Raw genomic sequence first — 14,150 nt, 5'->3', positions numbered from 1 at the left:
TATACTGTAGTAGCTTGAGCAGCGCTTAAGGGGGGAGACGGATGTTAGGATTTCAGTTGGTGCAGGAGGGGCGTATTCGATTATCTATTACGCCGGAGATGAAGCAATCCATTCATCTGCTGACCTTATCGGGTCAGGAATTGGCTCGTTATTTGCAGGAAGCCGCGGATGAAAATCCGGTGCTTGAGCTAGAAGAGCCCTTTACCCTGCGCCCCCGTCTTCCCCGACGATTGAATCAGGAGAGGTTCTCCTCTTATGATCCGCTGTTGCAGATGAAAGGGGCCGAACCTACACTTGAACAACTGTTGATATCTCAGCTTCGGTTGCAGAATCTTCCGCCTGCAATGGAGAAAACAGCTGTATATTTGGCTGGTTGTGTCAATGAAGATGGCTATCTGACGATGGAAATGACTGAGGTTGTATCAGCAAGGGGAATATCGATGCCTGAGGCTGAAGCAGCCATGGACATACTCCAGTCGCTGGACCCGGCAGGTGTAGGAGCGCGTAACTTGCGTGAATGCTTGTTGCTTCAGATTAGGCGTGATCCATTCGCTAACCATCATGCAGAGCACATGGTGGAGGAAGGTCTGGAAGAGTTGGTTCGTTTCCATCCAGGCAGAGCGGGAACAAGACTGGGGATTACGTCACAACAGGCTCAGGCAGCCTATGACTATATTGCTTGTCTTGACCCGAAACCTTGCCGATCCATCGGGTGTACGGAACGTGCACATTATATTATTCCGGATGCCGTTGTGCAGATAAGAAATGGTGAGCTTTCGCTAAGGTTAAATTCAACGGTTGTGCCGCGGGTATCCTTGAACGAAGCTTGTTGCCGCTGGATCAGGGAGATTGATGCAGATGAGGTCTGGTCAGGCCGGGCAGCAGAGGCGAGAGCGATCATTCGCAGCGTGCGTATGCGTCGTCGAACTCTGATGCGTGTTCTGGCGGCGATCATGACTGAACAGGAATCTTTTCTGCGTGAAGGACCTGCCGGTTTGAAGCCGCTCAATCTGGCGATTATTGCCGAGGTCATCGGCATGCATGAGTCTACGGTGAGCCGTGCAGTCAATGGCAAATATGTTCAGACACCGCATGGTGTCTTTGAACTCAAAGCTTTTTTTGCCTCAGGTCTGGAAACAATGAACGGAGAAATGGCCTCTGCGCCGGCGGTGAAGCTCAGATTAAAAGAGCTGATTCGTTCTGAACGGGCGGAACGTCCATACTCGGATAGCCAACTCACGGCATTGCTCGCGAATGAAGGCATCGTTATCTCCCGCAGAACGGTTGCGAAATACAGGGAAGAGCTTCAGATATTGCCTTCACTTGAACGGAAGCGCTGGGCATGAATGACGTATGACTTCATTATATATTCTAAACAAGTAACCCCCGCGAGCCGTGGTAACGGTCTGCGGGGGTTACTTGTTCCGATTTAACAGCGATCGGAAGGTTGTTCTATCATCGAAGTGTCAATGTAAACACTCATTAGTTGAATTTAAACAGCGTACTAACGTTCCATATTGTGCAGGAAGTGCTCACCTGCAATACCAGGAGTAGTCATCTGCTCCGGATGCAAAATTTCTTCCAGTTCTTCCGGTGTCAGTAGACCCCGTTCCAGAATAATCTCTTGCAAGGTGTTTCCAGTCTTCAATGCTTCCTTCACAATGGAGGCTGCCACATCATAGCCCAGATGTGGATTGAGCGCTGTAATTACACTAAAGCTCTGCTTCATGATCAATGCACAACGCTCACGGTTCGCTTCCATCTCTTCAACGGCATAACGAGTGAAGACGTCGATGCCGTTATTCATGATTTTAAGCGATTGCAGCAAGTTGAACGCAATAACGGGACCCATAACGTTCAATTCGAATTGACCTGCTTCACAGGCCATGCAGATCGTATGGTCGTTCCCCATAACCTGGAAGGACACCTGATTGATCACTTCGGCCATAACCGGATTCACTTTGCCTGGCATAATGGACGAACCTGGCTGACGCGGTGGAAGACGCAGCTCATTGAATCCTGCACGTGGGCCAGAAGCCATCATGCGAATATCGTTACAGATTTTGGACAGACTGACAGCACATACTTTCAGTGCAGCCGACAATTCCAAATAGGCATCCGTATTCTGTGTGGCATCCACAAGATCCTCGGCTGTTTGCAAATTCAATCCTGTCACATCGGACAGATGCTCCGTGACTTTTACGATGTATTCCGGTTTCGCATTGAGGCCTGTACCTACAGCCGTTGCACCCAAGTTAATGGTGAGCAGGCGACGATTTGCGAACTCAAGACGCTCAATATCACGGCCGATAACGCGCGCATATGCACCGAACTCTTGTCCAAGGCGAATAGGCACAGCATCCTGAAGATGTGTCCGACCTACCTTAACTACATCGTTGAATTCCTGTTCTTTTTTGCGGAACGCATCCTGCAGACGTTTCATCGTATCCAGCAGCGTTTCGGACAACCGATACGCAGCAATACGCAGTGCAGTTGGGATTACGTCATTGGTGGATTGGGACATGTTCACATGGTTATTCGGGTTACAGTGGAAATAGTCACCCTTGTTCTGCAATAACAGTTCCAGTCCGCGATTGGCCAGAATTTCATTCATATTCATATTCATGGAGGTGCCTGCACCGCCCTGAATGGAGTCAACAATAAAATGATCTAGATGATGGCCTTTCATCATTTCTTCAGCAGCCATGACGATGACATCGCCAATTTTGCGTGGCAGCATCTTCAGCTCCATATTCGTGATTGCTGCAGCCTTTTTCACCGCAGCCAGAGCTGTAATCAGCTCCCGGTGTACAGGAACGCCGGTAATCGGGAAGTTCTCTACAGCCCGAACCGTCTGTATTCCGTAATAAGCATAAGCAGGAATTTCTTTTTCTCCAATAAAATCTTTCTCCGTCCTTGTGGACAATGTAGACATTTCGTTCGCCTCCAGTGGCATCCAAAAATAGGTCAGCCCCGGCAATGCCGAAGCGCACTCAGTATATCATTTAAGCAAAATGGATGCCAAGCTAAATCATTTCACCCTACTTGCCGATAAATAATTTAAATTAAGGATATCACCTTGGCAGACTACAAAGGAACCAGTCAGTCAAAACTCGTCTTATCAATTATGCTCCACTTAGAGGAGAAGTCATGCATGAAGAATAAGATGGGGGTTAATTTGTCGTTTTCAGTGATCTATATCACATGTTATTTGGTTATCTACTGGTAAAATAGGAAAAAAGGACTATGAGGTGTGAATATGAAATGGACTTTAGGCGCAAAAACCGTCGCAGGTTTGGTACTGATTTCACTGATTACGTACGGAACTAGCGGCTTTTTTATATTTTTCCTTCAGGACTGGCTCTCGTTCTCCATGCCAAGCTGGTTATATATCTCTATCGTACTTGTCATGGGCGTATGCTGGAACGCAATCCTGGGCTGGTTTGCCTCTCGGTGGTTGACTCGTCCAATTGTGCATTTGTCCCGTGCGGCTCAACAAGTCTCATCGGGGGATTTGACGGCCGAGATTCCAGAGCGGCGAACACAGGATGAAATTACTGTATTATATGATGCTTTTCGCGTAATGGTTTTCAATTTGAGAAGTATTGTAAACGATATTACAGATAGTACACGTACAACCTCTCAGAATGCCCAGTCACTAAGCGAAGCAATTGCCCAGGCAGCGGAGCAGATCGAGATGATGTCTGATGCGGTGGATCATATTGCTGTGGGTGTGGAGGAGCAGAAGACGACTTCACATCAATCGTTGATTACAGCAGATGAGATGTTGAACGATTTTCAGCGTATGCACAGTCAGTCGATTGGGATGACAGAGATGTCCGGCCAGATGGAACGTTCGGTAGATCATACGAAGCAGACCTTCTCTTCTTTGATGAAAGGAATGGACGAGCTGACGGAGTCACACAACCGGTCCCGGGACATCATGGTGCTGCTTGAGAAGGAAGCCTCGGATATTGAAGCCATTACTCAGTCTGTCAAAAACATTGCAGAGGAAACAGGGCTGCTTGCCCTGAATGCTTCCATTGAGGCTGCACGTGCGGGAGAAGAGGGATCGGGCTTTGCTGTCGTTGCTCAGCAGATTCGTAAGCTGGCAGATGAGAGTAAACAATCGGTGCATCGGATTAATGAGCTGATCAGCCGCGTACAGCAGCGGATTAAAGATACAGCTCAACTGATTCATGAACAGCATGGCCTCGTCGTGAATGAATCCGAGCGCACGATCTCTGTTGATCAGACGTTGCAGGAACTTACAGGTACGGTAGAAGTGTTTATGAAGGGCGCTTATGAAATCGGATCCAAAATTGGGGAACAGACCAGCCGCGTAGAACAAACGCACGGTCATGTGAAAAAGATTCAAGGGAAAGCCGGATCATTCTCGGATGAGGCGAGACGGATTATGGATGCGGCACATGAAGAGACGGCAATCATGCAGGAGATTTCATCCTCGGCAGAAGAGCTGAGACAGTTAACAGATCGATTAATGGACAAAACGAAAGCATTTCGGATGCAGCCTTGAGCTGTTTCCGGGGTGTTTTTTTGCTTATTATGGTTAAAGCCGAACATTCTTTCGTAGAAACTGAAATATGTAAAGATTTTTTTATGAAACATTAACAAATTCGCAACGCTTGGGCGATAAATGAAGATATAATGGTAGTATTCCACTACAGATTAAGGAGCCCAGCATATTGAAAACTTGGACAGGTATCCTGCTGATGATTATTTTGGCGGTAGCGACGATTAGTACAACTTCGTCTGCCAGAACCATGAATGAATCGCAAAAACAGCTTAACATAGATGATCAATCCAGCCAGACCTCAGCGGTCGTGGCTTCCAATATAGAAACAATGAATGAAGCAGCGTTTACAACGAAGGAATCAATTCCTGTTAAGGGAGAGTACGTCTCGGTTGCTCCGGAAAATGAGAATGTAAGACTATACCCCATGAAAGTTGAAGGTTCAGGATATATATATAACGGAATGGTGCTAGAAGTGAACGGCAAGAAACGTGAATTCAGTAAATGGCAAGGAGAAGGCGGATCCTACAAACCCGAAGTGCACGAACTGGATCTGAATGGAGATGGCAAGAAGGAGATTGTTGTGTTGTTTACAGCCGGTCATGGAACAGGCATCTATCTGGGTGAAGCGCATATTATCGATCCAGAAACCCTGGAAGAGATGAAGATGCAATCACTGGATGAGATTGTGAAGCAGCATGTAAATTCGAAAGTCAGTATTAAACCAGGTCAGGTGACGGTCAACGTTACCGTTGATGGTGTTCATTCAGAACCTTCCCTGATGGAGGAAGACACGAGCGAGGGAGTGTATAACGAGCAGCTCAAGTTCGGCGGTGTTGTTTATTACAGTGTGGAGAATAGCAAGTTGGTTGCGTCGGCATCTGGTGCATACGGTATGGGCTTGTATGACGGTGATCTGAACTTTGCCTATGACTATAAAGATGGCGAGTGGCAGGCCGTGGACTTGGAATACAGCACGGAAGAGTATGAAGATGAGTATTATGAATCTTTTGATTGAATCGAGTGTTTAGAGAAGAGCGGGATTGCTGAGAACAATGATAAAAAAATATGTCCCCACGATCTGAAATGACAGAGGGAAACGGGTGAGGCTGAAAAAAATGATGTACTTTTAGCCTCACTTTGTGCTATCCAAAATCGAATTTCATTCCAAGAATTTACCATGAAATGGTTGACACAAGCACTTTAGTCGTTTAAATGTATAAAGGATGGAACTCATCTATTTCATACTTTTAGGAGGGATCATTCATGAAGAAGAAGGTCGTATTGGGTTTAATGGTGGGTACACTAACACTCGGCATCGGCACTGGGGCACTTGCAGCAACGGGTCTGGAACCGATCAAAGCGTATTTGAACAGCAAGATATCTTTGAAATTAAATGGGACAACGGTAACAGCCAAAGATGCCAATGGCAAAACGGTATTGCCAATTACTTATAACGGAACGACCTATTTGCCAGTGCGTGCAGTCGGCACGCTACTGGGTACAGAAATTACGTATGATAGCGCAACCTCATCCGTTAACATTGGCAGCAATAATGGATCTGTACCACCATCCGAAACCGGCAAGCTGACATTAAGTTCGCTCGGAACTGCAGCCTTGGGCACCTCGGATTGGCATACCAAGGATCCGGCCGAAACGGCGTATAAAGGCAAAGATTACAAAGATGTATACCTGCATACCGACACAGCCAAGCAAGGCAAGAGCTTCCAAGTCATGACCCAGAAAAAGTATGCCAAGCTGCATCTCGATTTGGCTGTTCTTGGCGGTTCACAGAAGCTTGAGATTATGGACGAAAACAATACAACGCTCAAGACAGTATCGCTTGCCCCTGAAGACGGTTTGATTGGGGTAGACGTGGATGTTGCAGGCACGGATTTCATCTTTGTTGAAATCGTTGATGAGGCTCCGGGCTCCTCTCTGTTTGTTCCATTGACGACCTCATATTTAACCAAAAAATAAACGAGATATTAAAAACGATTATCGCCTATGCACCAGCCGGACGGTTATTCCGGACTGTCATAACGATAATCGTTTTTTGTTCTTTTGGGACGTATGATCAGGTTAGCGAATTATGGTATCGAGCGGTTTGAGATTCGCTTCAATCTCTGCACGACGACCTTCAAGGAATGGAGGCAATGCCAGGGACTCTCCAAGATAAGCCAGTTCTTCATCTGTGTCGAAGCCGGGACCATCGGTTGCCAGCTCGAACAGAATGCCATTGGCTTCACGGAAGTACAGGGAGCGGAAGTAGAAACGGTCTACGAAACCGGAATTCGGGAATCGGAAATTATGAACCCGTTCTACCCATTGTTTCAGTTCTTCTTCATTATCGACGCGGAAGGCAACATGGTGCACACTGCCTCGTCCAGGGCGTTCTTGGGTAAGGTCATTTCGTTCTTCGACATGCACCTCGGAGCCGCTACCACCTTCACCGGATTCGAAGACGAGTACATCGGGTTGGCCTTCGACAAAAGCAGGATAGGTTCCTTTTTGACGGAAGCCGAGCAGTTCGGTAAGAACTGGAGCGGTAAGGGACGTATCTCTAACGGTAAGATGGACTGGGCCTAAGCCGACAATGCCATACTCTACAGGCACAGGGCTTTGATCCCAAGGTTTGCCCCCGGCAACACCTGTATTGTGTTCATCAGAAACAAGGATCAGACGTTGTCCTTCAAAGTCCGTGAACGAGAGAGTGGCGCGCCCCCCACGTTCAGTGATTTCTCCATGAGGAACCTCGAATTCGTCAAAACGCTGTTGCCAGTACGTAAGGGCTGCATCGTTAGGAACACGAAGTGACGTTGCTGAGATACTGTTCACGCCTTCACGTGTCTGTCCGGCCATTGGAATTTCAAAGAAAGTAAGCTCGGTACCGGGATTCCCTTTTTCATCTCCATAGAAGAGGTGATAGACCGAAACATCATCCTGATTGACTGTTTTTTTGATCAATCGCAAACCCATGACGTTGGTGTAAAACCGATAATTCTCAGCGGCGTGTGCGGTCAGTGCAGATACATGGTGAAGTCCTTTGATTTGCATTATAAATTCCTCCTGGTGGTTAATTTATTTTTTATAATATTCCGTTAAGAAAGTTACTAACTTTTAGTTTGTTTTGTTGTTGAATTTATCTTAACATAAAGATATTTAAAATACAATCCTAATTTAGAATTCCATCTGGACAGTACACTCATTCAATGACAAAATGAAAAAGTTAACATTAAAGAGATATATTGTGTTTGTGTAACATAAAGGAGTGAAGAGGAGCGTGGCTTATCCACCGTGGCTGGACCCTTATGACGCAGAACCGTTTATACTGTTTTCCACTTCGCACCTATGGGCGATTAGCCTTATTGCTGCATTAATTATATTGATGTTCCTGTTTCGGAATTGGCTGCGGTCCTGGGCACCGAACACACGCCGTAGCTTTCGGATTGCTCTGGCATGTGTCATGTTCGGCTGTGAGATTGTGCTTCAGATATGGTACATATATGGGGATGTGTGGAGTCTAAAGACTTCATTGCCGCTGGAGTTATGCAGTTTGTCACTATTGTTATCTGCGCTGCTATTATTGACACGCAGCAGACTGCTGCATTCTGCATTGCTGTTCGCAGGAATAGCTGGTGCCTTGATGGCGATCGTAACGCCTAATCTTGGCTATGCTTATGAACATTTTCGTTTCATTCAATTTTTTACGGCTCACGCTTGTATTATTCTGGCGTTGCTCTATATGACTTGGGTGGAACAGCTTCGTCCAAGCTGGAGAACTGTTGTGGGGTCGATGATATTTGTGAATGTGGCTGCGTTAGTTGTATACGGTGTGGACGTCCTGCTTGACGCTAATTATATGTTCCTGAGACACAAACCGGATACACCTTCAGTTCTCGACATGCTGGGACCTTATCCTTTGTACATTCTTGGGGAAGAGGTACTGGCGTTAGTCATGTTCTCCCTAATGTACGTCCTGCTCTTTGCGATTCCGGAGCGGCTGAATAATCGAGTGAAGAGAGGAAAGAGTTCTGCGCTCTAGTTAAAAGTCATCCCATACCAATGGTAGGCAGAGGGAGCTGTTCTTCGCTCTTCTACAAAGATATATTTAAAACTAAACATCCCGCAGCGGTCTGGATATCCAGATCGTTTGCGGGATGTTTGGCTATTAACTCCACATGGGACATGTTTCTAATTTTTATCCACGGAGCAAAGATTCCGCTCCATCCACGTAGATCCGGGTACCGGTCACATGGGAAGATTCATCGGAAGCGAGGAAGAGCACCAGATTGGCGACTTGCTTCGACGTTCCAGGTTCACCTTTGAGTGGATGTTCATGACCTTCCGGAAACTCAACTGGAATCTGTACTTCTTTCAGATCGTCCGAAGGATAGGTGTTGTCACCGATGTTGGTATCAATGGCCCCCGGACAGACCGCGTTGACACGGATTTTGTAACGGGCCAGTTCCAATGCAGCCATCTTCGTAAACGCGGTCTGACCTGCTTTACTGGAAGCGTATGCAGAGAAGCCGATGCCAGAGAATACGCGGTTACCGTTAATGGAACTCGTAATAATAATGCTACCTCCGCGGTCTTTCAAATGGGGGATGGCGTACTTCACAGTTGCGAACGTGCCGCGCATATTGATGCCCATCGTCTGATCCCAGTCCTCAGGTTCCATCGTTTCAATAGGAGCCATCGTGCCGTTAATGCCCGCATTAGCAAATACAATATCGAGCTGACCGGCTTGCTCTGCTACCTGATTGATTGCCTTTTGTACGTTGTCCGGTTTGGATATATCACATTCAATGACGTGGGCTTCTCCGCCTGCGTTTTCAATCGTCTGTTTGGTTTTCTCTGCATTCTCAGGGGTACGATCCAGCATGAACACTTTGGCCCCATGCTCAGCAAAACGAATAGCTGTTGCCTGACCAATTCCTGAGCCACCTCCGGTTACAATCGCGACTTTCCCTTGCAAACGTTGTTCAGTCATCCTGATCCCTCCGTATCGTATGAATTATCAGTAACTCTCTCTACTTCTACATACCCGACATATGAGTGATGAATCAAATGTACGATACCAAAAAAACAGGACCGTTAAACGGCCCTGTTTCTATCATTTAGATATCATGATGATCTGATTGCTACAAAATTACTTATGTTTCTTCCAGTCCATCGAACTGTTATTCAACAGGTACTCAAAATCATTATCTTTTCGCTTCTGTTCAGCTTTACGCGCTTCTTCCGCCTGCAAGCGTTCCTGCTCTTTCCGGTCTGCCTCCGCAGCCTTGGCTTCATCGGCCTGAGCTTTCAGTTTCTCTAACACATCACTGCTCAGCAGATCCTTTAGGGTGGTCGGTTTATCCTGTGCTGCTTTGGGAGCAGGGGGGTGTTTTTTGGATTTTGCCATAGAATAATCTCCTCTCAAAAACATGAATCAGCTTCCATTATCGTTCAGTAAACTTATTATATCAGGTTCACCAAACCCATTCCATGAAACTGCGGGACAAAAGCAGGAAATAGGAGGTTACGTGACGAATGAAAACGGGTATAAATTCATATATTATTACCGATACTGCGACTATTCCCTGGAGAAAGGAGTCGTTGTTCGTGGAAGTAAACCGTAGTTTACTGAAAGGGCTTGCATGGGGTGTTGCTTTCAGCTGTCCGTTATGGATTGCGATCATCGGTTGGTTGCGTTTGATGGGATGGATGTATTGAGACCTGCGGGTTGCAGAGCTGCTGCATATAGAGTTGTGCCAGAAGAGGGCATTTTTTATAAAGTCATTTATGTAAACGCTAACATTGAATAAAGCTCTGCCTTGCGTGAATACGCAGGACAGAGCTTTTGTTTGTCTTACAGAGGTTAAGGCATTTTTACCGGTTCTGGATATTCCAGACCGTGGGTGTCGACAGTGACTTTTTTCATCACCTGATCGGTAACCGGTTTGTCTTGTGCGCCTATTTCCTGAGCAGCGATTCCATCAACGACTTCCATACCTTCTGTAACTTTACCGAATGTGGCATATGCATTATCCAGATAATCGGCATCAGCTAACATGATGAAAAACTGGGAGCCTGCGGAGTCCAAATCATTTGTCCGCGCCATGGAGATAACCCCACGCGTGTGATTAAGGTGGTTTTTATGACCATTGGATGTAAATTCTCCTTTGATGGCATAACCAGGACCTCCTGAACCGTCGCCATCGGGATCACCACCCTGAATCATGAACCCTGGAATGACGCGGTGAAAGATCAGACCGTCATAGAAACCTTTATTGGCGAGTGAGATGAAATTGTTCACCGTATTTGGTGCAATCTCCGGATAGAGCTCAATGACAATTTTCTGCCCATCTGACATTTCAATTGTGGCTACAGGATTAGGACCAGTAGGCTCTACTGGAGCAGGTGTTTCCGTCGCGCTGCTTGCAGGGCGCCCACAACCACTAATGACGATAAGCAGCATCGCTAGAACCAGCGACACAGCTGTTGTTTTTTTCCACCGAAAAGACATGAGAACGTTCCCCCTTGCATCTCTGCATAATATATTTAGTCAGAATTATTTTCGGATAATCCCTCAACTATCATACCGTTTTTGCGGACAAGATGGCAATGCAAGGCAGGATATTATGGGAGATAAGGGATGGTGTAAATGCTTACAGAGGTGTAAAATAAGGAAAATGCTTCCGCAGTCAGGGACGTACGGGTCTGTTCCGTCCGCTCCAATACACGGCAGTCCCGACGTCATTAACGGAAAGGGCGTGCGGGTATATGGACTTCTCGTGGAAGCGTAATCTGGTGATTTTGTGGATTGGTGTGTTTTTTTGTAGCACCGCTTATTCAATCTCCATCCCATTTCTGCCTTTGTTTCTGAGTGGCGATCTGGGCGTTCGTGATCACCTGGAGTTCTGGTCAGGGCTTGCCTTTGGCATCACGTTTCTGGCAAGTGCGCTGGTGTCTCCCTTCTGGGGATCACTGGCTGACAAATACGGGCGCAAGCCAATGCTGATCCGGTCGGGGTACAGCCTTGCGGTTTTGTATTTGATCAATTATTTTGTGCAGGACCCCTATTCACTAATCGTGGTTCGTTTGTTTCAGGGGTTGCTCGCGGGGTTTGTTCCGGCGGCGATTGCACTGGTCGGTACCAATACACCGGAAGAGAAGACTGGGTATGCACTTGGTATCATGTCAACAGCCGGGGCAACAGGAGGCATAATCGGTCCATTGATTGGTGGGGTCGTAAGCCACTATTATGGCAACCGGAATGCGTTTTTATTTTCCAGCATCGTAGTGTTGGTCTCGGCGTTGATCGCAACCTTCTGGGTCAAAGAAGAGAACTTCAACAGGAACAAGGCACGTTCTCATGTGATGGATGACATCCGTGAAGCCAGGGCCAATCGATTGTTTATTACGGTGCTTGGCATGATGGGTATCTGTACCTTCTCCGTGATGATTCTGGAGCCATTATTGACCGTATACGTGATGGAAATGGGCATTCAGCCCGATCGTGCTTCACTTAGCTCGGGAATTATTTTCTCTGCGGTTGGTGTAGCTACGGTTATTATGGCGCCGCGCTGGGGTAAGATCGGTTCACGAATCGGATATGGCAAAGTTCTGATCATTGGCCTCGTTGGTGGGGCGATTGGTAACCTGCTGCAGTTTTTCACTACAGGTTATATTGGATTCGGCATCTTGCGTTTTGTGTATGGATTATTCTTTGCTGCGGTGTTCCCGGCGATTAATGCAATGATTGTGCAAGTGACTGAACCTGGCTTCCGGGGAAGAGCATTCAGCCTGAATCAGTCGGCTTCCCAGATCGGTACGATGGCGGGGCCGATAATCGGTGGTGTTCTGGGTGGCTGGTTGCCGATTCGTTGGATTTTTATCATCAATGGAGTGGCGCTGCTGATTACCGCCATTGTAGCGAAATGGTCCCGACTGGAGGAGAAGTTGCCGGGATCGGGCAAACCTTTGGCGAAGTAATCAAAAACGTAAAACGTAAAACGTTAAACGGTTTATCAGATAGAAGAGAGAGGGATGGCACCGTACGGATACGGTAGCCATCTCTTTTTCAGGATACAGCCTTTGTTATTACGAAATTAAAGCAAAAAGAAACCTCTTGAGCAAGAGGTTTCCTATATTCTTAATGAATCTGTAATGCGTTCCTATTCATCCCAGGATGAATCTTTTCGTGGACCTTCAACGCCTTCACTGTTTTCCTTTGGAATGGCATGTTCAACAGCATCAAGTTGATCCTCATCTGCTAGGGCTTCCGGAAAGGAATCTTCCGTGAATAATCCAAAATTCGGATCAATATCTCGTTCGGTTACCAGATTATCGGGCTCATGTACTTGTCGCTTATGATTATCCTTCATCGTGACTGCACCTCCTAATTCAGGCTGTGACAAGAGGATTAACGCCGTGGTGGAATATCGCTCTCCGGTTTGGCATCTGCCCCAGCGCCGTTTAACAGGTCCGTCCCGTGAAGCGCATTGGGATCGGGTGCGGCAGGATCAACTGGACTATTCGGTTGGATAAGATCAGCATCAGGGACGGATTCGAGTGCAGGCTCCGCTGTTCGTGACTCCAATTCCGGTTCTTCCGTAGCCGCTACAAGTGGCGGATTCACTGTATTTTCGGTATCGATACGTTTCCCCGTAACTTCATCAAAAGTGTCTATGTCGCCTTCAGGAACTTCGGTTTCCAGTGGAATATCACGTGACCTCTGATAACGGTCGTAGTAACGTTCGCTCTCTTCATTACTAATCGGTCTGTCTGACATAAGTAGCACTCCTTTTTAGTGGATTATATTTAATGGTTGTTTGTTTAATTGGGCAGTTATCTAGTAAAGGTTCTTATTCGGTAGTTACCCAAAGGGCTAACATTGTAATCTCGCACAACTTATGATTCCCTTGTGTTCCCAAAATATGAATATAAGATGAAAGTGAACAATGTACGGATTACAGATTCAACGTATAGGCTTTAAAATTTTGGAAATACATATTTGACCAAAAAGTACAGAAATCCAAAGAAAATAATGATATAAGCCGCATACTTGATAAACGTGGAAGCGACCATACTTGAATCCGATTTGTGTTGGACATCCTTATGTTCTACCTCTACCGTTCTGTGTGGCTCATTCATTTGAATCACTCCTCAATGGTAAGTGTTTGCTTTGAGGAACATTACACCCGGAAGGGACGATTGAATCGCAGAGATCAGTTTTACAGCTTTTCATCTTTGGCCTATGATATGATGAAACATGGATATATGAGGGAGGGATTCCAATTGGATTGGTATACGCTGGGCAATATGATCACTCAAATCCGAATCGGGCAAAAAGCGTCTACGCCCGGGTTTTCCCGTACCGTTATACGCCGTCCGGACGGGCTGTTCTGGGTAGGCGGGATATGGTCAGGACAGATTGTCCAGTTGCGGGATTATCTTTTCTCGGATATATGGACGATCTATGACGATGAGGAGACGGAGCAGTGGTTGGAATATCGTACGAAGATTGAACAGAAAGAGCGCGAAATGATTGAGAACCAGTTCGAAGATCTGCGCGGATAATGGAGAAAACACTCGAAATCTATCAATAAAATGGAAATAAAAC

At 46.5% G+C, this 14,150-nt stretch carries 16 protein-coding genes; 8 read left to right on the top strand and 8 right to left on the bottom strand.

Annotation, left to right across the window (positions count from 1 at the left end):
• The first annotated feature begins 41 nt into the window (after positions 1-41).
• Positions 42-1,346 carry an RNA polymerase factor sigma-54 gene (gene rpoN, locus MHB84_RS07315; RefSeq protein ID WP_076290214.1) on the top strand — a complete coding sequence of 435 codons (1,305 nt, stop codon included), beginning with the start codon at positions 42-44 and terminating at the stop codon, positions 1,344-1,346.
• A 158-nt stretch (positions 1,347-1,504) separates the two neighbouring features.
• On the opposite strand, the gene MHB84_RS07310 is transcribed toward rpoN, so the two are convergent.
• On the bottom strand, positions 1,505-2,935 hold the full coding sequence (locus MHB84_RS07310; protein ID WP_076290213.1) for an aspartate ammonia-lyase: 1,431 nt from the start codon (positions 2,933-2,935) through the stop codon (positions 1,505-1,507).
• Between the two features lie 324 nt (positions 2,936-3,259).
• On the opposite strand from MHB84_RS07310, the gene MHB84_RS07305 reads away from it, so the two are divergent.
• The 3 genes from MHB84_RS07305 to MHB84_RS07295 all read left to right on the top strand — a co-directional run bounded on the left by MHB84_RS07305 (position 3,260) and on the right by MHB84_RS07295 (position 6,514).
• Positions 3,260-4,537: a methyl-accepting chemotaxis protein gene (locus tag MHB84_RS07305; RefSeq protein ID WP_076290212.1), complete on the top strand. Its 1,278-nt coding sequence runs from the start codon at positions 3,260-3,262 to the stop codon at positions 4,535-4,537.
• Between the two features lie 169 nt (positions 4,538-4,706).
• Positions 4,707-5,552: a hypothetical protein gene (locus tag MHB84_RS07300; RefSeq protein WP_076290211.1), complete on the top strand. Its 846-nt coding sequence runs from the start codon at positions 4,707-4,709 to the stop codon at positions 5,550-5,552.
• A 248-nt stretch (positions 5,553-5,800) separates the two neighbouring features.
• Complete coding sequence (locus MHB84_RS07295) at positions 5,801-6,514, top strand: stalk domain-containing protein (RefSeq protein ID WP_076290210.1); 714 nt, start codon at positions 5,801-5,803, stop codon at positions 6,512-6,514.
• A 102-nt stretch (positions 6,515-6,616) separates the two neighbouring features.
• Here MHB84_RS07295 and MHB84_RS07290 read toward each other — a convergent pair whose 3' ends face one another.
• Entirely contained in the window at positions 6,617-7,591 is a 975-nt protein-coding gene (locus MHB84_RS07290; protein WP_076290209.1) for a ring-cleaving dioxygenase, read from the bottom strand.
• A 226-nt stretch (positions 7,592-7,817) separates the two neighbouring features.
• On the opposite strand from MHB84_RS07290, the gene MHB84_RS07285 reads away from it, so the two are divergent.
• Positions 7,818-8,579, top strand: a complete 762-nt coding sequence (locus MHB84_RS07285; protein WP_076290208.1) for a YwaF family protein — start codon at positions 7,818-7,820, stop codon at positions 8,577-8,579.
• A 156-nt stretch (positions 8,580-8,735) separates the two neighbouring features.
• Here the strand turns inward: MHB84_RS07285 and MHB84_RS07280 are convergent, their stop codons facing one another.
• Both MHB84_RS07280 and MHB84_RS07275 read right to left on the bottom strand, forming a co-directional pair.
• Positions 8,736-9,530, bottom strand: coding sequence for an SDR family oxidoreductase (locus MHB84_RS07280; protein ID WP_076290207.1), 795 nt, complete (start codon positions 9,528-9,530; stop codon positions 8,736-8,738).
• A 159-nt stretch (positions 9,531-9,689) separates the two neighbouring features.
• Positions 9,690-9,947: a YqkE family protein gene (locus MHB84_RS07275; RefSeq protein WP_076290206.1), complete on the bottom strand. Its 258-nt coding sequence runs from the start codon at positions 9,945-9,947 to the stop codon at positions 9,690-9,692.
• Positions 9,948-10,075: 128 nt separating this feature from the next.
• Here MHB84_RS07275 and MHB84_RS07270 point away from each other — a divergent pair, with 128 nt between their 5' ends.
• Positions 10,076-10,258 carry a hypothetical protein gene (locus MHB84_RS07270; RefSeq protein WP_024632483.1) on the top strand — a complete coding sequence of 61 codons (183 nt, stop codon included), beginning with the start codon at positions 10,076-10,078 and terminating at the stop codon, positions 10,256-10,258.
• A 145-nt stretch (positions 10,259-10,403) separates the two neighbouring features.
• Here MHB84_RS07270 and MHB84_RS07265 read toward each other — a convergent pair whose 3' ends face one another.
• Entirely contained in the window at positions 10,404-11,051 is a 648-nt protein-coding gene (locus tag MHB84_RS07265; RefSeq protein ID WP_076290205.1) for a peptidylprolyl isomerase, read from the bottom strand.
• A gap of 257 nt (positions 11,052-11,308) precedes the next feature.
• Between MHB84_RS07265 and MHB84_RS07260 the strand changes: the two genes are divergently transcribed.
• Positions 11,309-12,520, top strand: a complete 1,212-nt coding sequence (locus MHB84_RS07260; protein WP_076290204.1) for an MFS transporter — start codon at positions 11,309-11,311, stop codon at positions 12,518-12,520.
• Between the two features lie 182 nt (positions 12,521-12,702).
• Here the strand turns inward: MHB84_RS07260 and MHB84_RS07255 are convergent, their stop codons facing one another.
• The 3 genes from MHB84_RS07255 to MHB84_RS07245 all read right to left on the bottom strand — a co-directional run bounded on the left by MHB84_RS07255 (position 12,703) and on the right by MHB84_RS07245 (position 13,681).
• Positions 12,703-12,912, bottom strand: coding sequence for a hypothetical protein (locus tag MHB84_RS07255; protein WP_076290203.1), 210 nt, complete (start codon positions 12,910-12,912; stop codon positions 12,703-12,705).
• Between the two features lie 38 nt (positions 12,913-12,950).
• Complete coding sequence (locus tag MHB84_RS07250) at positions 12,951-13,319, bottom strand: hypothetical protein (RefSeq protein ID WP_076290202.1); 369 nt, start codon at positions 13,317-13,319, stop codon at positions 12,951-12,953.
• 200 nt (positions 13,320-13,519) lie between these two features.
• Positions 13,520-13,681, bottom strand: coding sequence for a hypothetical protein (locus MHB84_RS07245; RefSeq protein WP_017690239.1), 162 nt, complete (start codon positions 13,679-13,681; stop codon positions 13,520-13,522).
• 144 nt (positions 13,682-13,825) lie between these two features.
• On the opposite strand from MHB84_RS07245, the gene MHB84_RS07240 reads away from it, so the two are divergent.
• Complete coding sequence (locus MHB84_RS07240; RefSeq protein WP_076290201.1) at positions 13,826-14,107, top strand: hypothetical protein; 282 nt, start codon at positions 13,826-13,828, stop codon at positions 14,105-14,107.
• The last annotated feature ends 43 nt before the right edge of the window (positions 14,108-14,150 follow it).

This window comes from Paenibacillus sp. FSL F4-0087 (genome assembly GCF_038020215.1).
GTDB classification, from domain to species: Bacteria; Bacillota; Bacilli; order Paenibacillales; family Paenibacillaceae; genus Paenibacillus; species Paenibacillus taichungensis.
Note: the sequence above shows the minus strand (reverse complement) of the source record. Positions and strands in the feature narration are given on the sequence as shown.